The sequence below is a fragment of the Ensifer sp. ENS09 genome, assembly GCF_014852425.1.
Classification (GTDB): Bacteria; Pseudomonadota; Alphaproteobacteria; order Rhizobiales; family Rhizobiaceae; genus Ensifer.
In genome coordinates this window covers 976,401-995,497 of record NZ_JACVBP010000001.1, presented here as the reverse complement: position 1 = coordinate 995,497, position 19,097 = coordinate 976,401, and the positions used below count along the sequence as shown (strand labels likewise).

Genomic DNA, 19,097 nt, shown 5'->3' with positions numbered 1-19,097 from the left:
AATGGCGACGCGGGTGGAGATCGTTGCCTATGATCCCAGCTGGCCGCAGCGCTACTCGGAGATCGCGCAGGAACTGCGGCGTGTCCTGGGTGCGCTGGTGATTGCCGTCGACCACATCGGCAGCACAGCCGTTCCCGACATGCCGGCAAAGGCCGTCATCGATATCGATGTCACCTTGAGGGGCCTGTCCGACATTGTGGCTGCCAGTGCCTTGCTCGTTTCGGCCGGCTATCAGGCGCGCGGCAACCGCTACGACGACGATGTCTGGGCCTTCATGCTGCATGGGAGAGAGCCGAAGCAGCGGATCTATCTCTGCCCGCCCGACAACGAGACCCATCGACGCCGCCTGGTCTTCCGCGACCATCTGCGCGGGCATGCGGACACCGCCTTGGCCTATGCGGCGCTGAAGGCCAGCCTCGCCGAGACCTACCGGTATGACGGGGATCGCTACACCACCGAGAAGACGAGCTTCGTCAATGCGATCGTCGAGCGCGAAGACCGGATGACGGGAGATCAGTTCGCCATGTCACAGACATCCATCACCTGCGAGATCCGCTACCGGCTGAAGCCGGGCGGCCTGGCGGAGTTCGAGGCCTATGCGCAGACCTGGATGACGCTGATCGAGCGGCACGGCGGGACGCACCACGGCTATTTCCTGCCGCGCGAAAAACCCGTAGGCGTCGGCGCCAGCTTTCCAGGGGTGGGCGAAGACGGAACCGGCGACATCGCTGTCGCGCTTTTCAGCTTTCGGGACGAGGCGGCGTATCTGCGCTATCGCAGCGACGTTGCCGCCGATCCGGATGGCATCGCCGCCAATGCGCGATATGCCGACGACCCGCCGTTCGTGAGCTATGAGCGCATCTTCCTGCAGCCGCTTGCGCGCAACCCTTAAATCATCTCCGGGCTTGAGCCGAACGAGTCATCCTCGGGTATAGCCTCCAAGGCCTGAGCGCCGCGCTCAAGCCGCTCGCGCCAGGCAGATACCTTCTAGCGCGAACGCAACCGCGGCTTCGGCGTGGATGGCGGTGGAATCGAAGCCCGGCAGCGGCAGGGCCTTAGGGTCGAGGGTCAGGCAGATCTCGGTGCAGCCGAGGATGACGGCGTCGGCGCCTTGCGCTTCAGCCTTGTCGATCAGTTCGATCAATGCTCGGCGGGACGAGCGCAGCACCTTGCCGGCGCAGAGTTCGTCGAAGATGACGTTGTGCACGAGCGTGCGGCCGTCCGCATCCGGCACCAGGATGTCGATGCCGTGGCTTCTCATGCGTTCGGCGTAAAAGCCGTGTTCCATGGTGTAGCGCGTGGCCAGCAGCAGCGGGCGGCGGCTGCCAGCCGCCTTCAGGCGCATGGCCGTCTCGTCGATGATGTTGATGAGCGGAATGTAGATCGCCGCCTGAACGGCATCGGCGATCAGGTGCATGGTGTTGGTGCAGATCAGCACGCAGTCCGCACCGGCCGCTTGAAGGCCGCGGGCGACATCGGCAAGGCGCTTGGCGGCGTCTTCCCAGCGGCCGGCCTTCTGCAGGTCGACGATCGACTGGAAATCGACGGAATGCAGCAGCACCTCGGCCGAATGCAGCCCGCCCAGTTGTTCGCGAACAGCCTCGTTGACCATGCGGTAGTAGACTGCCGAGCTTTCGAAGCTCATGCCGCCGATAAGACCGATCTTGCGCATAACCATTCCTCTCTGTCCGCTGTTGTCGCCGTCCGTTGCGGCCGTCGTTTGATGGGAGGAACTATGCCGTAGGGTCGGCGGCAATGGTTCGCTTTGATCGGATCGAAAACGGTGTTTCGCGCGATCTGTTTTTGCATGGATCAGTAAATGTGCAAATATGAGGCGCATGAATTTCAGATCATGGGAGGGATCGGCGTGCTCGACGATAGAGACAGGAAGCTGCTCGCGCTGCTGCAGCAGGATGCAAGCGTGGCTGTCGGCGAATTGGCGGAGCGGGTGAACCTATCGCTTTCGGCCTGTTCGCGCCGCATCCAGCGGCTGGAGGAGGCGGGTTACATCGCCAGGCGCATCGTCGTGCTCGACCGCGAGCGCATGGGCGTGCCGACCACCGTCTTTGCGCTGATCAAGACGGCGCATCACTCGGACGAATGGATCGAGACCTTCCGCCGCGCGATCAGCGATATCCCCGAAATCGTCGAGGCCCATCGTTTGACGGGAAATCATGACTATATCGTCAAGGTCGTGCTGCCGCGGGTCGAGCATTACGACGTGGTCTACAAGCAGATCGTGCGCAAGGTCGAACTCTTCGACGTCTCCGCCTCGATCTCGATGGAAATCTTAAAGAGCGGCACGGCGGTGCCGGTCGATTATGCGGTGTGAGGCGAAATGACGAAGGATGCAGTGGGCCAGGCGGTCGGCGGCGAGGTTGCCGATGCGCTGGTGATTGTCGATGTGCAGAGGGCCTTTATTTCCGGGCCGGAAGCCGTGCCCGGCCATGTCGACCTGCAGCGGGCCGTTGGCCTGCTTTTGCAGAATGCGCGCGCGGCCGGCGTGCCGGTGATCTTCCTGCAGAACGACGGGCCCAAGGGCGCCGTCGACGAACCGGGGACCGATGGCTGGCAGCTGTTCTTTCCCGCGAAGGCCGGGGAGGTTGTCGTGCGCAAGCGGAACGACGACGGCTTCGACGGCACTGACCTCGAAGACCAATTGAGGACCCGCAAGATCGAGACGATCGCGATCTGCGGCATGCTTTCGGAGATGTGCCTGGCGGCGACGGCCCGCACGGCGATGGCGAAGGACTTCACCGTGATCCTCGCCAACGATGCGCATGCGACCTACGACGTGCCGCCCGGTCCCGGCCGCTCGCCGATGGTGCCGGCGCGACTGGCCGCGCGCGCGGCGGAGTGGTCGCTCGGCGACGAGATCGTGCTGGTGGACGCGGCAGGGGATATCGCCTTCGCGGCCACGTAGGTTTCCTCTCACCGATTCATGCTGTCGGCCAATTGCAGGTCCGACAACGCGCGTGGCGCTGTAGGGCCGAAGCGCGCCTGATAGTCCGAAGGCGCGATGCCCTTGCGGCGCTGAAAGGCGCGGCGCAGGCGCTCGGCGTTGCCGAAGCCGAAGAGAAACGGCGCCTGCGCGACGGACACATCCCCACGCTCTATCGCCTCGCAGGCCGCATCGACCCGAAGTTCCTCGACGAACTGCGCCGGGCTTGCTCCCATCTCCTGGGTGAACAGGCGGGAGAAATTGCGCTCGCTCATGCGCGCCATCTCCGCAAGCCGCGGCACGGAGAGGTCGGCTGCCAGGTCGGCGCGGATCTCGGCCACCAGCGTGTCGAAGCGGTCGCTTCGGCTCGTCATCTGCTGGTGCAGGGCGGCGCTGAACTGGCGCTGGCCGCCTGTGCGCCTGACGTAAAGCACCAGGGAGCGCGCGAGCCGCAAGGCCTCGCTGCGGCCGAGGTCCTCTTCGACCATCGCCAGCGCCATGTCGATGCCGGCGGTGACGCCGGCTGAGGTCCAGATGCCGCGATCTTCCTCAAAGATCGAATCCTCCCGCACGTCGATCTCTGGGAAATCCTGCTGCAGTTGCGCGCAATCCTCCCAATGGGTCGTTGCCCGCCGCCCATTAAGATGGCCGCCGCGCGCCAGAATGAAGGCGCCGAGGCAGATGGAGCCGAGGCGACGGCATTGACCGGCCATGGCGGAAAGGAACGCCTGCAGTCCTTCCGAATTCGCCGCCTCCAGCGCGCTCTGCCCACCCGAGACGAGCAGGGTGTCGGGCGGGGTGCAATCGGCAAAGGGGCTTGTGTCGAGCGCAACGCCCGTATCCGTTGCGACCGGCCCGCCGCACTCGGAGACCAGGGTGATGCAATAGGCCCGGGAACCCGACGCTGTGCGGGCGTCGTTGAAGACCTGCAGCGGGCCGGTCACGTCGATCAGCTTGGTGCGGTCGAAGAGCACGATCGCGACGGTTCGCGCGGCTTTCTCGGGTTTGGCGTAAAACGAGGGCATATTGTCATTTATGCCAAAGGCCTTTCATGGGAGCAAGCGGGACCATTATCCGTCACCCTTGGAGCCGACCATGCTGGAACTCAGACCAAACTGCGAACTGTGCGACCGCGACCTGCCGCCGGCGTCTCTGGACGCGCGCATCTGCAGCTACGAATGCACCTATTGCGCAAGCTGCGCGGAAACGGTGCTTCACAATGTCTGCCCGACCTGCGGCGGCGGATTTGCGCCGAGACCGATCCGGCCCCTCCGGTCCTTTCGCCCGGAAAAGCGCCTTGGCCTCGGCTTTGACCCCGCCAGCGACGTTCGCCGTCATTCGCCGTTCACGGCGGAGGATATTCAGGCGCATGTGGCGCGGATCCGGCATCTCGCGCCGAACGAGCGCTGACCGGAGCGGCGGCTTTCCGCGCCGTTCTTGACTTTTTGCAAGGGTGACATGAGAGGGTTGCGCTTGTCCTTGGGCGCCACAACCCCAATGTTGTGGCATGTCCAATAGAAGGCCGGCTGGGAGCCAGCTGGGAAGAACATGCAGGACAGGCATCACGTGGTCGTCGTCGGCGGCGGGTTCGGCGGATTGCAGCTCGTCAAGGGGCTCGCCGGCGCGCCGGTCAGGATCACGCTCATCGACCGCCGCAACCATCATCTTTTCCAGCCCTTGCTCTACCAGGTCGCAACGACGCTGATCGCGACCTCCGAGATCGCCTGGCCGATCCGCAGCCTCTGGCGCGACCGGCCGGAGGTGACGACGCTGCTTGGCGAGGTGAGCGATGTCGACGAGGCCGGAAAGGCCGTGGTGCTCCGGGACGGAAAGCGGATCGCCTATGACACGCTGGTGCTGGCGACCGGGGCGACGCATGCCTATTTCGGCCATGACGAATGGGAACCCTTCGCGCCCGGCCTGAAGACGTTGGAGGACGCGACGACGATCCGCCGCCGGGTGCTGCTCGCCTTCGAGCGTGCCGAGCTGGAAGAGGATCCCGATCTTCGTGCAGCCCTCCTGACCTTCACCGTCATCGGTGCCGGCCCGACCGGTGTCGAGCTTGCCGGCATCATCGCCGAGATGGCGCACCGGACGCTTCCCGACGAATTCCGCCGCATCAACACCCGGCAGGCCCGCGTGATCCTGGTCGAAGCAGGGCCGCGCATTCTCGCCGCCTTCAGCGAGGATCTGTCTGCCTATGCGGTCAAGGAACTGGAACGCCTCGGCGTCGAGGTGCGCACCGGCACGCCTGTGACCTCCTGCACGGAGGAGGGCGTTGTCATCGGCGACCAATTCGTCGGCAGCCGCACCCTCGTCTGGGCCGCCGGGGTGCAGGCATCGCCCGCCGCCCGCTGGCTGGATATCGCGGCCGACCGCGCCGGCCGGGCAATCGTCGGCGCCGACCTGACGGCGCCCGGCCACCCCGACGTCTTCGTCATCGGCGATACGGCTGCCGTCACCTATGACGGCGGCAAGCCGGTGCCGGGCATTGCGCCCGCCGCCAAACAGCAGGGCGCCTATGCGGCCGACGTCATCCGCGCGCGGCTTTCAGGCGCCAAGCCTCCGGCTGATTTCCGCTATCGCCACCAGGGCAGCCTCGCCACCATCGGCCGGCGCGCCGCGATCATCGATTTCGGCCGTTTTAAGCTCAAGGGCGCGCTTGCCTGGTGGATCTGGGGCATCGCCCACATCTACTTCCTGATCGGCACCCGCAGCCGCTTCGCCGTCGCCTGGAGCTGGTTCTGGACCTACTTGAGCGGCCAGCACAGCGCCCGGCTGATCACCCAGAAGGAGACGCTGAAAGAGAAGGGTTGAACAATCTTAAAGCGCACTTTCTAGGTCGTGCTATGATGTCTATCTTCCCCTCGAATTTGCTGCGATTCGGGGGGGCATGTGACGAAATATCAGGCTTCGGGCTTTGCCCTTGCCCTCATGCTTGCCTGCGGCGCGCCGGCTGTTGAGGCTGCCCAATCTTGCCCACAGGTCAGCTATTCGGCGGAGCGTGCGCGCCTGAACAAGCTTCTCGCGGCAAACGCGTTTTCACGCGACGAAAGCACCTTCCTTCTGAAGGGCGCCGAGCGGCGGCTGACGGAACTGCCACAGGATCGCTTGAACGCACAGGGCGCGGAGTGCGGCATTCAAGCCGTGCGTGCGTTTGTGCTTGGCTGTGTGAACGAAACCCTGCCCGACGCCCTGAAATCCGTGCGCACACCGCGCGCGAAATCCGGACAGGCCTATTGGGGCAAGGCGAATGTCAGCCGTCGCGAAGCAGGGGTGATCGGCATGGTTCATGCCTGCAGAGCCGCCGCGATGGAGGCCTTTCTATCGGGGCCATGACGCCAGGAGTAGATTGCGAAACTGCCTTACTTCTGAACCTTGACGATCAGGATCATCGGCCGGTCGACCTCTTCCGCAAGCGCCGGAATCTCTTCGATCTGTGTTTCCGTCGGCCGCCATTCTTCGACGTGGCGGATGGCAAAGCCTGCGCCCATCAGCGTGTTCAGCGTCGTGCCGATCGTGCGGTGGTGCTTGATCACGCCCTTCGCCAGCCAGTTCGTCGTGCGCGGACCTTCGGCCGAGTAGTGGTCGACCGGCCAGGTGCGCTCGCCGTCGGCGATGCGCCAGCCGGGATTGAGCGAGGCCATGTAGATCGGGTGCTCGATGGTGAACACGAAGTGGGCGCCGGGGACCAGCGCCCGATGGATGGTCGCGACCAGCCGGCCGAAATCCTCGACATAGTGGAAGGCGAGCGAGCTGTAGGCAAAGTCGAAGCCCGCTTGCGGCAGGTCGAGCTGGTCGAGATCGGCGATCTTGTAGTCTATCGCCGGATCCGACGTGTCGGCCTTGGCGCGGGCGATCATTTTTTCGGAGAGGTCGAGCCCGAGCACATGGGCGGCGCCGGCCTCGCGGGCATGGCGCGAGAACCAGCCATAGCCGCAGCCGAGATCGACGACGCGGCTGCCGGAAAGATCCGGCAACAACCTACGGATGGCCGGCCATTCGGCGGCCCCTGCGAGCCCGTGCACAGAGCGCCCGAGCTGGCTGTAGCCTTCGAAAAATTCCGGCTTATCGTATATGTTCTGGGCCATCTCGGTCTCCTTCGGGGCAGCGGGCAAGGGGCGCGCGTGCATGAGGCGCGCGATAGGACGGGCGGGCATCTGCCGCCGTTCCCTCGGGAACAGCACGCCGTCGAGGATCCTGCTCGAAAGCTGCGTCATTTCAAAGCGCTAGCGCATCGAACTGATAGGTCGCGCAGCAACCCGGCGTCAAGTCACGGTTGCGCGCAAGCTTTTGTTTTTGTTTTCTAGCGGTGTGCTAATGTACGATTCTCCTGGTCCAGTCCGATATGCGGAGGCGTAATGTCCGAAGCCATCCATCCTGCTGCCATTCACCATCTTCCGGGCTTTATAACGGCACCCGGCCAGTCCGACTGGCTGCTCACGGCGGTTGCCGTGTTCCTGATCGTTTCGGTCTTCGCGCTCGGCACGATCTATCTCCGGCTGCACTCCCTGCCGGAGCTCATGGCGCACAAGACCAACAAGATCCAGCTCGAGCTGGTGGCGGTCCTGGCGCTCCTGTCGCTGCTCACCCACAACAACATCCTTTGGGGTGCAGCGTTGCTCCTGGCGCTGATCGATTTGCCGGATTTCTCTTCTCCGCTTTCCTCGATCTCCCGCTCGCTGGAGCGGATTGCCGGAAAGGTGGACCAACCGACCGTGCCGGAGGCGAGGGACGTGGAGGCCGAGCCGCTGCCACTGCCGCGCGCCTTGCCCGGCCACCCGTCACCCGATCAGCCATCGACGGAAGGGAAGGCATAAGCCATGTTCGAGTTCATCCTTTGCTCGATGCTGACCATCCTGCCCGACTATCTCTTCCGCCGTTACGGCCAGGGAAAACGCATCGGGCGCGAAATCACCATCTATTCCGTCTGGTTCGAACTGCGCTGGGGCATCACCGCCTGCATCGTGCTGACGATCTCGCTGATCACCCTGATCTTCTACTTCCATCCGTCGACCAAGAACGTCACCGCGGCGTTCCGCACCGTGGCGGTGCTGCCTGAGACCAACGGGCGTGTGACGGAAATTTACGCCACCCGCTTTGAGAAGGTGAAGGCCGGCCAGCCGCTGTTCAAACTCGATAGCTCGGAGGAGGAGGCGAAGGCCGAGGTCGCACGGCGACAGATCGCCGAAGTCGACGCCGAGACCACCGTTGCCCGCACCGAGCTTGTCGCTGCCGACGGCGTGATCGTCCAGGCACAGGCCGCACTGCAGCAGGCGCAGGACGAATACGACACGCAGGTCGAGCTCAACAAGCTCAACCCCAATGTCGTTGCCCGGCGCGAGATCGAACGCCGTCAGGTGGCGCTCGAAGGACGCAAGGGTGCCGTGACGGCTGCTCTTTCCGGCAAGCAGACGCTGGAGACGAAGCTTTCCTCGCTGCTGCCCTCGCAGAAGGCGAGCGCCGAAGCGGCGCTGAAACAGGCGGAGGTCGACATTACCAAGACGACCGTGCGTGCCGGCGTATCGGGCACGCTGCAGCAGTTCACGCTTAGGGTCGGCGAAATCGTCAATCCGCTGCTGAGGCCCGCTGGCGTGCTCGTCCCGGAAGATGCCGGGCGAGCGCGACTGGTCGCCGGCTTCGGCCAGATCGAGGCGCAGGTGATGAAGGTGGGCATGATCGGGGAGGCGACCTGCGTCGGCAAGCCGTTCACGATCATCCCGCTCGTCGTCACCGAGGTGCAGGACGTGATCGCCGCCGGCCAGGTGCGCGCCAGCGACCAGTTGATCGACATCGCGCAGATCTCGCAGCCGGGCACGCTGACCGTGGTGATGGAGCCGCTTTACCCCGGTGTGCTCGACGACGTGCCGCCGGGCAGCAGCTGCATCGCCAACGCCTATACCAGCAACCACGAGGAACTGGACAAGCCCGGGATCAGCACGCTGCAATGGGTCTATCTTCACGGCGTCGATGCGGTCGGCCTCGTGCATGCGGCGATCCTGCGCATCCAGGCGCTGATGCTGCCGGTGCAGACGCTGGTGCTCGGCGGGCACTAAGCGACAAGCCAGGCCGGCCGGGGTTTTCGATCCCGGCCGGTGCCTATCGCACGCAGATCTTGCCCTTCATGTAAGCCACGGCTTCTTTCAGCCTTGCCCGGTCGGTCTGCAAATTCCCACTTTTGTTCTTCTCCATCGGGCCGATCCTCCAGCGCCAAAGCCCGCGCGGGGCATCCTCGCTGTTGAACCGGTCGCATGCGCCGTCGAATTGTGACGCGAGGCACCGCATCTTCGCCCCGGCAAAGATCGTCACGGCTGCATCGTCGGTCTTGCTGGTCTCGACGGTTTCAAGGGCGGTGAAATCGACAGAGAACGTTCCCGCCCGAAAGATCGCCAGCGCACCCGTGTCCGAAAGCTCCGCCTTGAAGCTGCAAGCGCCCATGCGTGCGACGGCAATTCGCCCGATTTCGGCGCGCTGGGAGCCTTCCACCATGGCGATCGCCACGGTCAAAGGCTTTGCGGACGCGGAGAAGGTCGAGAGCCCGGGCGGTGCCGGGGCATGCCGATCCAATCCGAACAGGAGATAGGTTGCGACCTCCTCCTCGGACATGGTCTCGAAGGAACCGGCTGCGCTCGGGGAGGCCAGGAGCATCAGGGCGAGGGCTGTGCAAAACGGCTGATTTTCAAGAATGGCCTGCGGCAATCGTGACGGGAGCGACCGGTTCGGGGCGCTATCTTCCGTTGCGTCTGCATCTTGCAACGATTTCTGGAAAGTCCCGACAATGCCAGTCGGTCACGGACCCAGAAGGGGTCTCCAAAAATGATTGAGCCCCCGTGGGGACGGAGGCTCAAGCGCGCAATTAAATTAATAAAGCAACTGCACTGCAATATAACCGCAAGCATGCATACTCTTCCGGGGATTGCATACTTCCGGGGCGCAATCGCAAGTACAGTGTGGCAAAACCGGCCGCTGAAAGCAATGGAATTTAAGGGGATTTTAATAGTCAATTTGGGTTACGGGAAAATCCCCAACTTATTCACCCGATAGGGCCAGGATTTTCCTGACAATAGCCCGCAGGGGCAAAGGCGGGATCCCGACACATTCTTTTAGGCGTCATCACTCCCGATCGAAAGCGCCCAGGGCTCCCAGATTGCGTCGAGCACGGCGCCCTCGCGCCGATAGAAGCGCTTCGCATCGTCGTTGCTCGCAAGCACCGACCACTCGATGCGCGGCGCGCCGATCGCCGCCGCGTGGCGTTTCAGCGCCGCGATCAACGCCGCGCCGGCGCCCAGGGAACGTGCTGTTTCATCGACGAAAAGCTCCTTCAGCACGAGCGTCGGCTTCAGGTCGTAGGTCCAGGGGATGACGTAGTGCACGGCGATGCCGACAACGCGGCCGTCAAGTTCGGCGACCAGCACGCCAAAGCGCGGGTTGTCGCCAAGCCCGTGCGCGATCAGATCGCCCTCGGTCACGCGGAAATCGTCGATGTAGCCTTCGAACACCGCAAGGTCGCGCATCAGCCGCAGCACGCAGGCGACGTCATCTCGTTCGAATGGGCGGACGATAAGGGGTGACGCGGTCATCGCGATACCTCGTGCAAAAGGGTTAGCGGGCCGGCGCGGGTTATGGAGGCCCGGTGAAGGGGCGATCCTACCGCATCATCGGCTGCAATCGCGATCGATTTCAGGCTGAAACCGACCGCGATCCAGAATGCTGCAGCGCCGTGCATCCGGCAAGGCGTGCGGCGCTGCAAAGGGCCTTCGGCGGCGCCGGCTCAAGCGGCGAGCAGCGCCTGCGCTTCGCCGGGGGCAGCGCCAGTCGCAAAGGCGAGACCTTCGTCCTCCCAGCCGGTGATGCCGCCGATCATGAGCTTCACCGGCCGACCGAGGCGGGCGAGCTTGAGTGCGGCCTGGTCGGCGCCGTTGCAATGGGGACCGGCGCAGTAGACGACGAACAGGGTGTCTTGCGCCCATTCGGCCAGACGCTCGGCCGAAATCTGGCGGTGGGGCAGGTGGATCGCGCCCGGCACATGGCGGCGGGCATAGGCCGCATCCGAGCCGACGACGTGCAGCAGCACGAAATCCTGATCGCCGCTCTTCAGCGCCTGGGCGACGTCGGAGCAATCGGTCTCGACGCTCAGGCGCCCGGCGAAATGGGCAATGGCGATTTCAGGCGATGCGGCGGCGACTTCGGTGACGGTGCTCATCGGGCTCTCCTTGGGGTGTGCGTGTTGACGAGGAGATGTGTAGCAGCGCTCGATCGGGGCTGGCAGTTGGCAACATTGCCATATATGCTCAAGATCATGCCAAAGTCGTTTTCCGCTGCTGTGCCACTCACAAACCCGCTCGTCGTGGCGCTCGCCTATGACGGGCTCTGCACCTTCGAGTTCGGCGTCGCCGTCGAAATGTTCGGCCTGCCGCGGCCTGAAATGGGCGAGGGCTGGTACCGCTTTGCCGTCGCCTCGGTCGATCCGGGCGAGCTTCGGGCAACCGGCGGCGTGCGCTTCGTCGCCGACGGCGGTATCGAGCTTTTGAGGCAGGCCGGTACGATCATCGTGCCGGGCTGGCGCGGCGCCGACCAGCCGGTGCCGGAAGCGGTGTGCGCGGCGCTGCGCGATGCCCACGCCCGCGGCGCGCGCGTGCTTTCCATCTGCTCCGGCGTCTTCGTGCTGGCAGCGGCTGGGCTGCTTTCGGGCCTCCGGGCGACGACCCATTGGCGCTATACCGACAAGCTGAAGGCGCTTTACCCTGATATCGAGGTGGTGCCGGATGTACTTTATGTCGATGGCGGCCAGGTCTTGACCTCGGCGGGCAGTGCGGCCGGCATCGATCTCTGCCTGCATCTGATCCGTCGCGATTTCGGCAGCGAGGCGGCCAACCGCGTGGCGCGCCGGCTCGTCGTGCCGCCGCATCGCGATGGCGGCCAGGCGCAGTTCATCGAGCGGGCGGTGCCGGATGTGCACGAGAGCGCCAGGCTCGGGCCGCTGCTTGACCGGATGCGCGCGCGGCTCGGCGAGGATTTTTCGATTGCGGCGCTTGCCAAGGCCGCCGGCATGAGCGAGCGCACCTTCCTGCGCCGCTTCGAGGCGGCGACCGGCACGACGCCGGCGCGCTGGCTCTTGTCCGAGCGGCTGTCGCGCGCCCGGCAATTGCTGGAGGAAACGGCACTCGGCATGGAGCAGGTGGCCGAGGCATCGGGTTTCGGCTCGACCCAGACGCTGCGCCACCACTTCCGCCAGCAGCTTTCGACCACACCCGCCGCCTATCGCGCCGCCTTCGGGCGGATGCCGGGTCCTGCACTGGCTGCAGAGGTCGCGGCGGAGTAGCGCCGCCGCGCCTCGATTGCAGGCTTCAAGCCTCAGACAGGGCGGGCTCGCCGCCGTCCTTGCGGAAGAACGATCGGAAAAATACGGCGTCCGGCGCCGAAGCGACCACCCGGGCGATGATCGCGGTGGCGAGGATGGCGAAAACCAGCCGGCCGAAGAAGACGCTGGCGAAATCCGCGCCCAGTGCCACGACCACCAGCGTGTCCTCGATCAGGCTATGGGTGAAGCCCATGAAGACGCAGGCGAGGAAGACCTGGCGCGGCTCGACGTTGGCCTCGCGCGCCTCGCGGATCAGAAGCGCGCCGCCATAGGAAATGCCGAGCAGCACGCCGACGGCGGTGAAGGGGACCGTTTGCGACCGGATGCCGGCCAGACGGAAGAGCGGCGCCATGCCCCGGTTCAGCCAGCCGAGAATGCCGACAAGCTTCAGGATCTCGATCAGCCAGCTCAGCGAGAGCAGCACGACGAGCATGGTGGCAAGGGTCTTCAGCGTGCTCCACGCAAAACCGGTCCAGGTGGCCGTTTCGTTCGCCGGTATCCAGCTCGGCGCCAGCGGCGTCGAAAGCCAGCCGGTCAGCGCGAAGACCTGGTGCAGCAGCGCTGCGAAGACCAGGCCGCCGCCGATGCGGATCAAGGCGGTGGCGAGAAAGCTCGGGCCGGCCTTCTGGATGATGCGCTGCTCGATCGGGATCGCGTGCGCTACCAGGATCAGCGCCGAAAACACCGTCATGTCGGCGGTCGTCAGCTCCGACACCGGCACCAGCGTGAAGACGACCACCACGGCGCCCCAGATGCCGACGAGCAGGCCCGTCAGCCAGGCAAAGGCAAACTCCGGCGGCAGGCCGACGATCGTCATCAGCGGCTCGAAAACCGGCGCGACGGCGCGGATGACGCCGAGTTCCTGCAGCACATGGGTGGCGATGGTGACGGGAACGATGATGCGCACCAGATCCCAGTAGACTTCGAGCGTGGCGAGTGTCTTGCGGTAAAAAATGATCAGAACGGGCATGGCGGTCTCTCCTTGAATTTGTTGTCCAAGGACTAACGCGAGGCGCTTCGCAGTTGTGGTCAAAATATGCACTTTCGTGCAATAAAATTGCATTAGGCCGAAACGGGGATGAACATGGACAAGATCGACAGCAAGCTCTTGAGGCTCCTGCAGCAGGATGCGTCGCGCACCAATGCCGATCTCGCGGCCGAGGTCGGCCTGTCGCCTTCGAGCTGCCTGCGCCGCATCCGGCGGCTTCATGAGGCGGGTGTCATCGACCGCATCGTCGCGGTGCTTAACCCCACAAAGGCCGGTCGCACCATGAAGGCGATCATCACCGTCGAACTCGAGCGCCACGGCGAACAATATATCCGCCGCTTCCTCGACATGGCGACCAGGGAGCCGGCGGTGGTCCAGGCCTATAGCGTCAGCGGCGAGACCGACGCCATTTTGATGTTGCGGCTGAAAGACATGGACGAGCTTGACGCGCTGACCGAGCGGCTGTTTCGCGAGGAAACCAATGTCGCGCGTTATTACACCGCGTTTGTGATCCGCACCGGCAAGGAGACGACGGAGATACCGGTGTGAGGGGCGCCGAAAGGCAGTAGCGGCGACTGTCGGCGATAGGCTTGCCTGGCATGCGGTCGCGCCGGGGGAACAGTTTCCCCGGCGCTTCGGCTGTCGTCACTTGACCGCTGCGTTGCCGCCATCGGCAAAGAGCGCGGCGCCCGATACGAAGCTTGCCATCGGGCCGGACAGGAAGAGGGCGGCCTGGGCGATTTCTTCCGGTTGGGCGATGCGCTTCATCGCATGCAGGCTGGCCGCCCATTCCTTGTTCTCCTTGCTGCCGGCCGCCGGCGTGTCGACGCCGCCGGGCAGGAGCGCGTTGGCGCGGATGCCCTTGGCGCCATAGTCGGCGGTGATGCCCTTGACGAGGCCCATCAGGCCGGCCTTTGCCGCGCCATAGGCGGCCATTCCGGGAATGCCGACGCTGGTGCCGACGAAGGTGGAGGTGAAGACCAGCGAGCCGCCGTCGCGCTCAAGCATCGCCGGGATCTGGTGGCGGGCGCCGAGGAAGGCGGAGGTGAGATTGGTGGCAAGCGATTGCTGCCATTCCTCAAGCGTGATCTCGGCGACCGGCTTCATGACGTTGACGGCGCCGGCATTGTTGACGGCGATGTCGAGGCCGCCGAAATGCTTGAGCGCCGCTTCCACCAGCCGGATATGGGTGTCTTCCGCGGTGACATCGCCGCCAACTGCGATCGCTTCGCCACCGTCCTCGCGGATCGCTTCGACGACGGCGTCGAGCTGCTCTTCACCGCGAGCGTTGGCGACGATCTTCGCGCCCTCGGCGGCAAAGAGTCTCGCGACCGAGCGGCCGATGCCGGAGGACGCACCGGTGACGATCACGATCTTGTCTTGCAGCATGGTCATGGACTTTTCCCTTCTCTTGATTGAGGCGCCCTGACTACTGCCGGCGGGCAACAGCGCCCACCCGATTTCCGATCGGTGATTGTGTCGGCGCAGATTTTCAATCGCTCCTGCGGCATAGCCCGGGTCGACAAGGAGGCAGGGAAGGATGCTGAAGACCGACAGCGGCAGCTGCCATTGCGGCGCAGTGCGGATCGAAGCGGATCTGGACATCGGCGACATGAGATCTGACGTGTGCGGCTCGCGCACCCAGGCCGTTCTGATCGCGGACCTCGATGAGAGCGAAAACGCGCCGGGCCTTAGAGAGGACGTCACCGCCTCACGCCCTTGCAGAATTGTGCCAAAAAATCAGGGCGGCCTAAGTCGCCCTTTCTAGTGTCACTGATTGCGGTAGCCCTTGGCCTACGGTGTGTTCCTGCTCTTTGCGCCAAGGCCTCGCGAAACCCCTTCGGCTACTTCAATCTGGCCGGCGATCTTGACGGTAGACTGCTTTACGGCTGGCGCCGACGGCACAGCAGCAAGGACGGAAGTCGCGAAAGCGAACGATGCCAGGGCGTCAATCGAAGTACGTCCTATGCAACACGAGCGCGATGAGCATCGTTACAATCGTGATAACCGTGCGTTCAGCCCAGCGCACAGCTGTCGATTTCGAGGGATTGCCCGACACCAAGTTGCCCAAGATGTCTCCAAGGAACTGAAGCAAACCTTCCATTTCTTGCCCCGATGTCTGAACTTGCGCCCTCAGGAGAGGAAAGAGGTCGGAACATCAAGTCGAGAGCCGCCCGCCGACGACATCGTCGTTTTTTTGACGTTGATCGTCTTGCCTTCGCCATCGCGGTCAGCGGATCGACTGGCCGCCCGGTGTTCGTCATCTGTGACATCACGTCGAGGCGTTCGCCGGAGTAGCCAGACGTTAGGGCGCAGATGCTGCCGGCGTCCGGGCCATGGTCGATGCAGCCAACCAGAAGCCCGAGATCGCCAGAGTGCAGAGCGCGCATGCATGCGGCGCCTGCCAGCTTCGACCTGCTTAGTCCTTGTCCGGCGCAGTCGACATATCGCGCAAGACGGCCTCGGCCGCGACTTCGGCATTGCGTCTCGAGCCCGAGATGGTTCCGGATTTGACGATCTGCTTGCCATCGAGCAGCAACTGCCAGTTCCATGTGTTCAGGCCGCGTCCCTGGATGCGGAGTTTCAATCTATCGGGATCGTACTTCGTCACTTCTTGCTCCTTTGACGGACTTTGACAGATCAATGGCCAAACCAAAACTAAACGATGAGGTCAAGTGCTACATCGTTCAGGCTCCGGCATGCTTCGACAGCCCGTCCGTCGTCGCTAGGCTTAAAAAGGGTTTAGGGCTTGATGTCAGCCTGTCCAAGCGTCGCCGTCGTCTTCAGGGCGGCGAGCGTTTCGCGCAGAGCCCGGTCGAGCCGCTTGTCGCTTCGAAGCACCAGGGCGAAGCGGCGGAAGAGCGTTGGGGTGACGGGGCGCACCACCAGGCGTTCCCGGTCGCCGGGGCGAAGGGCGATTTCCGGGACCAGGGCCGAGCCGAGCCCGACGGCGACCATCTCCTTGATCGCGTCGACGCTGCCGAGCGCCATCACCGGCTTGACGGCCGTGCCTGAGGTCGCCAGCCATTCGTCGGTGATCCTTCGCGTGTTGGCGCCGGGCTCGTAGAGGATCAGCGGCCGTTCAGCCAGGATCGCGGGTGTGACGGTATCGGGCAGGGCGGTCCCAAGCGGCGCAATCGCCACGAAGTGCTCGTCGAAGAGCGGGGTGATGTCGAAGATGCGGCCGGAGACGGGCAGGCTGACGAGGCCGATGTCGATGACGTTTTCGTCGACCGCACGGACGATGTCGGCGCTGTTGCCCGTCGTCACGGTGATGTCTAGATCGGGAAAGCGGCGCTTGAGGTCGGCCAGGAGCGGCGGCAGCAGGAAGGCGCAAGGGGTGGCGCCGGTGCCGAGCCGGACGCGGCCGAGCACGCCCTTGGCGTGGCGGGCGACGGCCTCGATCGCCCGGCTGGTGGCGGCCTCGATGCTGCCGGCATGATCAAGCAGTTCCTCGCCGGCCGCACTCGGCCGCGCCCTGCGGCCGACCCGTTCGACCAGGCACACGCCGAGCTGTCTTTCAAGCACCCGCACCTGCAGGCTGACCGCCGGCTGGGTCAGGCCCAAGCGCTCGGCCGCGGCCGAAAAGCTGCCGAGTTCGGCGACCAGCGCGAAGGTCTTGAGATAGTCGAGATCAAGCGCACTCATGCCCGGGTTTCTCTTGTTGTCAAAGTTTCTCTTATGCGTGGAATAGGAATGCTAAGCTTCTTTTAGGAGATGTCGAGGGGCAGACTGTGTCCATGGTTGGAAACGAAACATGGATGATCGACATGATCCGGGAACTCGGTCTTTATCTCGTTGCCTCGCCGCGCTCGCGGTACTGGCAATTGCAACACCTGCGCGACCTCGACGCGGAACAGCTTGCCGATATCGGCCTGACGGAGGCGGAGGCGAAGCTTGGACGGCGCAAGGCCGCGCCGCTGCCGGTGCGCGAAGGGTCGATTGCCGTCCGGCATGCGGAAGCTGCGCGGGCCGGTGCGATGTAGCGGTTTCAGCCCGCGCACCGCCGCAAGCGGCGCGAGCGGTCGTCGCAGGAGCGTCTCGCCTCAAGCCGGCTACAGGTCCTAGCTTTCGATCGCAAGGCCTGGCCAAAGGGCGCGCCACCGTTCAACTTTGCGCTCGTAGATGGCGCGGGTGATCTGGCTCCTGTTGGCGCGCACGATCGGTGTGAGCAGGTCTTCAAGGCCGAAAGGAGCGCAGATCTCCAGTCCGTCCCGGGACGGGCGAAGGCCGATAGCGGTTGCAGTCGTCGGAAATGTCGCGATCGCGTCGCGCGTCGATCGATAGGGCCTGATCGGCGCGCCGAACTTTCCTTCGTACCAGAGGTGGACGCGCGCTTCGTTCTTGACGTCGATCCGCACGGGCAGGTCCACAAACAGGCCGTCGATCCGCTTCGCATGCGCGGCCTCCGCCTCTTCCGAGAGGTCGTCACCGTCGAAATAGACGATGTCGATATCGCCGATGCCGTGCGTCGGCGGGAGGGCGAAGGCATGGTTCCAGACAGTCTGCGCAACCGCGCCGGCTGCCAGCCATGCGTCGGGCAGGACAACCCGGTCCCAGCGATCCAGGATCGGAACCAATAGCGGGCTCTTCAGGATGATCGTCTGCAGGTCCGTCATGGCATCTGTATCCGCATGAGGCCCTGGAGCAGGGGCTCCGTCGGCGGTCGCGCGGCGCCCTCTGCGATCCATAGAGGCCCCCCGAAGCACTCGATCCGCCCGTCCGACACGACGATGCCGTCGCCGTCGTTGCAGGCAAGGATCGGTCGCGGCGTCGACAGGCTGTAGCGCAAGAGCGCGGGCAGGTAGCTGTCGTCGTCGCCGAGATGCGGGAAGAACTCGAAGGGCGTGAGACCGAGTGCAGCGCCGTCCTCGATGTCCTCGGGCCGTTCACCGATGAAGAGCGCGTCGGTCGCGATCGTCGGGGCCATGAGAATGGCGCCGGCGCTGACCCCGATGAGGATGCCGCCGGACCGTGCCCAGTCGCTGAGCTGCCCGAGCATGCCGCTCCGCTTCAGCCGTTGGAGAAAGCCGCCGGTGTGACCGCCTGCCAGGTGAATGGCGTCCGAGGCGAAGAGCGCCGCAATGTCGCCTGCCGAATGCGGTTCGCCCAGATCGAAGAACAGCGCGAGATCGAGACCCAGCCTGCCGTAATAGGCCTGCCCGGCGAGGAAGAAGTCGCGGTCCGGTTCCGGACCGGAGGCGACATAGGCGATGCGTTTTCCGGCGCCCTGTGCCGCCACCAACTCGACGAGCCTGAGATCGATCGCCGCGCAGGCGGGGACGATCTGGTCGCTGTAGAGGACGAGGTTGAGCATGTCTTTCCTGTCGCAACGAAGGGTACAGCCCGATTTTTCGGGCTAGCCCGCGATCGCCTTCACCCGGCGGCCGTAGCGCCAGATCCCGAGCCAGCTGAAATAGTTGACCAGAAGCGACAGGCACAGCCAGAGCAGAGGGGTGAGGTCGTCACCGCCTTCGAACTGGCCGGCAAATCGCACGACGCTGATCAGCGACAGCCCGCCGAGAAGGATGCTGAGCAGCCAGCTGTAGGGCCGCCAGAACCCGAAGGGGGGGACCTGCAGGTCAAAGGCGTAAGCGACAAGGCCGACCGCCGTTGCCAGCGCCATGACCAGGCTGATGCCGCCGAGGATCTTGATACCGTATGCCATCTCGTCCCACAGGCCCAGGAGCAGCGTCGCGCCTATGACCAGGCCGAAAGCAAGGCTGAGCACGTAGAAAATTGCAAATGCCTTCCACATCGCGAATCATCCTGTATCTGCGTTGGTGCCAGCTTCGGCGGTGATGGGC

The 19,097-nt window shown here is 64.4% G+C and carries 25 protein-coding genes and 1 pseudogene; 13 read left to right on the top strand and 13 right to left on the bottom strand.

The window, feature by feature from the left end; genetic code table 11:
• Position 1 precedes the first annotated feature (1 nt).
• Positions 2-892, top strand: coding sequence for a GrpB family protein (locus IB267_RS33865; protein WP_192446664.1), 891 nt, complete (start codon positions 2-4; stop codon positions 890-892).
• Between the two features lie 66 nt (positions 893-958).
• On the opposite strand, the gene IB267_RS05030 is transcribed toward IB267_RS33865, so the two are convergent.
• Positions 959-1,678: an aspartate/glutamate racemase family protein gene (locus tag IB267_RS05030; RefSeq protein ID WP_192446663.1), complete on the bottom strand. Its 720-nt coding sequence runs from the start codon at positions 1,676-1,678 to the stop codon at positions 959-961.
• 189 nt (positions 1,679-1,867) lie between these two features.
• Between IB267_RS05030 and IB267_RS05025 the strand changes: the two genes are divergently transcribed.
• Both IB267_RS05025 and IB267_RS05020 read left to right on the top strand, forming a co-directional pair.
• Entirely contained in the window at positions 1,868-2,332 is a 465-nt protein-coding gene (locus tag IB267_RS05025) for an Lrp/AsnC family transcriptional regulator (RefSeq protein WP_043622517.1), read from the top strand.
• A gap of 21 nt (positions 2,333-2,353) precedes the next feature.
• Positions 2,354-2,923, top strand: a complete 570-nt coding sequence (locus IB267_RS05020) for an isochorismatase family protein (RefSeq protein WP_371742496.1) — start codon at positions 2,354-2,356, stop codon at positions 2,921-2,923.
• An 8-nt stretch (positions 2,924-2,931) separates the two neighbouring features.
• On the opposite strand, the gene IB267_RS05015 is transcribed toward IB267_RS05020, so the two are convergent.
• On the bottom strand, positions 2,932-3,966 hold the full coding sequence (locus tag IB267_RS05015) for a GlxA family transcriptional regulator (protein ID WP_192446661.1): 1,035 nt from the start codon (positions 3,964-3,966) through the stop codon (positions 2,932-2,934).
• Between the two features lie 70 nt (positions 3,967-4,036).
• On the opposite strand from IB267_RS05015, the gene IB267_RS05010 reads away from it, so the two are divergent.
• The 3 genes from IB267_RS05010 (at position 4,037) to IB267_RS05000 (ending at position 6,280) form a co-directional block, all read left to right on the top strand.
• The gene (locus IB267_RS05010; protein ID WP_192446660.1) at positions 4,037-4,351 is read left to right on the top strand and encodes a DUF1272 domain-containing protein; all 315 of its coding nucleotides are present in this window, start codon (positions 4,037-4,039) and stop codon (positions 4,349-4,351) included.
• Between the two features lie 138 nt (positions 4,352-4,489).
• Positions 4,490-5,758 (top strand): NAD(P)/FAD-dependent oxidoreductase, encoded by a 1,269-nt coding sequence (locus IB267_RS05005; protein WP_192446659.1) that lies wholly within the window; start codon positions 4,490-4,492, stop codon positions 5,756-5,758.
• Positions 5,759-5,875: 117 nt separating this feature from the next.
• On the top strand, positions 5,876-6,280 hold the full coding sequence (locus IB267_RS05000; RefSeq protein ID WP_192446658.1) for a hypothetical protein: 405 nt from the start codon (positions 5,876-5,878) through the stop codon (positions 6,278-6,280).
• Positions 6,281-6,306: 26 nt separating this feature from the next.
• On the opposite strand, the gene IB267_RS04995 is transcribed toward IB267_RS05000, so the two are convergent.
• Positions 6,307-7,032 carry a bifunctional 2-polyprenyl-6-hydroxyphenol methylase/3-demethylubiquinol 3-O-methyltransferase UbiG gene (locus tag IB267_RS04995; RefSeq protein ID WP_192446657.1) on the bottom strand — a complete coding sequence of 242 codons (726 nt, stop codon included), beginning with the start codon at positions 7,030-7,032 and terminating at the stop codon, positions 6,307-6,309.
• Between the two features lie 270 nt (positions 7,033-7,302).
• Here IB267_RS04995 and IB267_RS04990 point away from each other — a divergent pair, with 270 nt between their 5' ends.
• Positions 7,303-7,761 carry a hypothetical protein gene (locus tag IB267_RS04990; RefSeq protein WP_192446656.1) on the top strand — a complete coding sequence of 153 codons (459 nt, stop codon included), beginning with the start codon at positions 7,303-7,305 and terminating at the stop codon, positions 7,759-7,761.
• Positions 7,762-7,764: 3 nt separating this feature from the next.
• Complete coding sequence (locus IB267_RS04985) at positions 7,765-8,997, top strand: HlyD family secretion protein (protein WP_192446655.1); 1,233 nt, start codon at positions 7,765-7,767, stop codon at positions 8,995-8,997.
• A 43-nt stretch (positions 8,998-9,040) separates the two neighbouring features.
• On the opposite strand, the gene IB267_RS04980 is transcribed toward IB267_RS04985, so the two are convergent.
• The 3 genes from IB267_RS04980 to IB267_RS04970 all read right to left on the bottom strand — a co-directional run bounded on the left by IB267_RS04980 (position 9,041) and on the right by IB267_RS04970 (position 11,144).
• On the bottom strand, positions 9,041-9,442 hold the full coding sequence (locus IB267_RS04980) for a hypothetical protein (RefSeq protein ID WP_192446654.1): 402 nt from the start codon (positions 9,440-9,442) through the stop codon (positions 9,041-9,043).
• A gap of 602 nt (positions 9,443-10,044) precedes the next feature.
• Positions 10,045-10,521, bottom strand: a complete 477-nt coding sequence (locus IB267_RS04975) for a GNAT family N-acetyltransferase (protein WP_192446653.1) — start codon at positions 10,519-10,521, stop codon at positions 10,045-10,047.
• A 191-nt stretch (positions 10,522-10,712) separates the two neighbouring features.
• Positions 10,713-11,144, bottom strand: a complete 432-nt coding sequence (locus IB267_RS04970) for a rhodanese-like domain-containing protein (protein WP_192446652.1) — start codon at positions 11,142-11,144, stop codon at positions 10,713-10,715.
• Positions 11,145-11,228: 84 nt separating this feature from the next.
• Between IB267_RS04970 and ftrA the strand changes: the two genes are divergently transcribed.
• A complete protein-coding gene (gene ftrA, locus IB267_RS04965) occupies positions 11,229-12,263 on the top strand; it encodes a transcriptional regulator FtrA (RefSeq protein WP_192446651.1) in 1,035 nt (344 codons plus the stop codon).
• 25 nt (positions 12,264-12,288) lie between these two features.
• Here ftrA and IB267_RS04960 read toward each other — a convergent pair whose 3' ends face one another.
• The gene (locus IB267_RS04960) at positions 12,289-13,272 is read right to left on the bottom strand and encodes a nucleoside recognition protein (RefSeq protein WP_192446650.1); all 984 of its coding nucleotides are present in this window, start codon (positions 13,270-13,272) and stop codon (positions 12,289-12,291) included.
• Positions 13,273-13,386: 114 nt separating this feature from the next.
• Here IB267_RS04960 and IB267_RS04955 point away from each other — a divergent pair, with 114 nt between their 5' ends.
• Complete coding sequence (locus IB267_RS04955) at positions 13,387-13,839, top strand: Lrp/AsnC family transcriptional regulator (RefSeq protein ID WP_192446649.1); 453 nt, start codon at positions 13,387-13,389, stop codon at positions 13,837-13,839.
• Between the two features lie 96 nt (positions 13,840-13,935).
• On the opposite strand, the gene IB267_RS04950 is transcribed toward IB267_RS04955, so the two are convergent.
• Positions 13,936-14,685: an SDR family oxidoreductase gene (locus tag IB267_RS04950; protein ID WP_192446648.1), complete on the bottom strand. Its 750-nt coding sequence runs from the start codon at positions 14,683-14,685 to the stop codon at positions 13,936-13,938.
• 145 nt (positions 14,686-14,830) lie between these two features.
• Here IB267_RS04950 and IB267_RS04945 point away from each other — a divergent pair, with 145 nt between their 5' ends.
• On the top strand, positions 14,831-15,058 hold the full coding sequence (locus tag IB267_RS04945; protein WP_192446647.1) for a hypothetical protein: 228 nt from the start codon (positions 14,831-14,833) through the stop codon (positions 15,056-15,058).
• Positions 15,059-15,709: 651 nt separating this feature from the next.
• On the opposite strand, the gene IB267_RS04940 is transcribed toward IB267_RS04945, so the two are convergent.
• Positions 15,710-15,901, bottom strand: coding sequence for a hypothetical protein (locus IB267_RS04940; protein WP_156134222.1), 192 nt, complete (start codon positions 15,899-15,901; stop codon positions 15,710-15,712).
• A 32-nt stretch (positions 15,902-15,933) separates the two neighbouring features.
• Between IB267_RS04940 and IB267_RS33860 the strand changes: the two are divergent.
• A pseudogene (locus IB267_RS33860) lies at positions 15,934-16,050 on the top strand (DUF2280 domain-containing protein); the annotation flags it as partial.
• On the opposite strand, the gene IB267_RS04930 reads toward IB267_RS33860, so the two are convergent.
• A complete protein-coding gene (locus tag IB267_RS04930) occupies positions 16,033-16,938 on the bottom strand; it encodes a LysR family transcriptional regulator (protein ID WP_192446646.1) in 906 nt (301 codons plus the stop codon). The pseudogene IB267_RS33860 and the gene IB267_RS04930 sit on opposite strands and share 18 nt — an antisense overlap.
• A gap of 113 nt (positions 16,939-17,051) precedes the next feature.
• Here IB267_RS04930 and IB267_RS04925 point away from each other — a divergent pair, with 113 nt between their 5' ends.
• A complete protein-coding gene (locus IB267_RS04925; RefSeq protein ID WP_192446645.1) occupies positions 17,052-17,276 on the top strand; it encodes a DUF1127 domain-containing protein in 225 nt (74 codons plus the stop codon).
• 78 nt (positions 17,277-17,354) lie between these two features.
• Here IB267_RS04925 and IB267_RS04920 read toward each other — a convergent pair whose 3' ends face one another.
• From IB267_RS04920 to IB267_RS04910, 3 genes are read right to left on the bottom strand one after another with little or no spacing between them, the layout of a single operon-like run.
• A complete protein-coding gene (locus IB267_RS04920; RefSeq protein WP_192446644.1) occupies positions 17,355-17,909 on the bottom strand; it encodes a nucleotidyltransferase family protein in 555 nt (184 codons plus the stop codon).
• Positions 17,906-18,607 carry a Type 1 glutamine amidotransferase-like domain-containing protein gene (locus IB267_RS04915; protein WP_192446643.1) on the bottom strand — a complete coding sequence of 234 codons (702 nt, stop codon included), beginning with the start codon at positions 18,605-18,607 and terminating at the stop codon, positions 17,906-17,908. The genes IB267_RS04920 and IB267_RS04915 overlap by 4 nt, the downstream gene beginning before the upstream one ends.
• 42 nt (positions 18,608-18,649) lie before the next feature.
• Entirely contained in the window at positions 18,650-19,048 is a 399-nt protein-coding gene (locus IB267_RS04910) for a hypothetical protein (RefSeq protein ID WP_192446642.1), read from the bottom strand.
• Between the last annotated feature and the right edge of the window lie 49 nt (positions 19,049-19,097).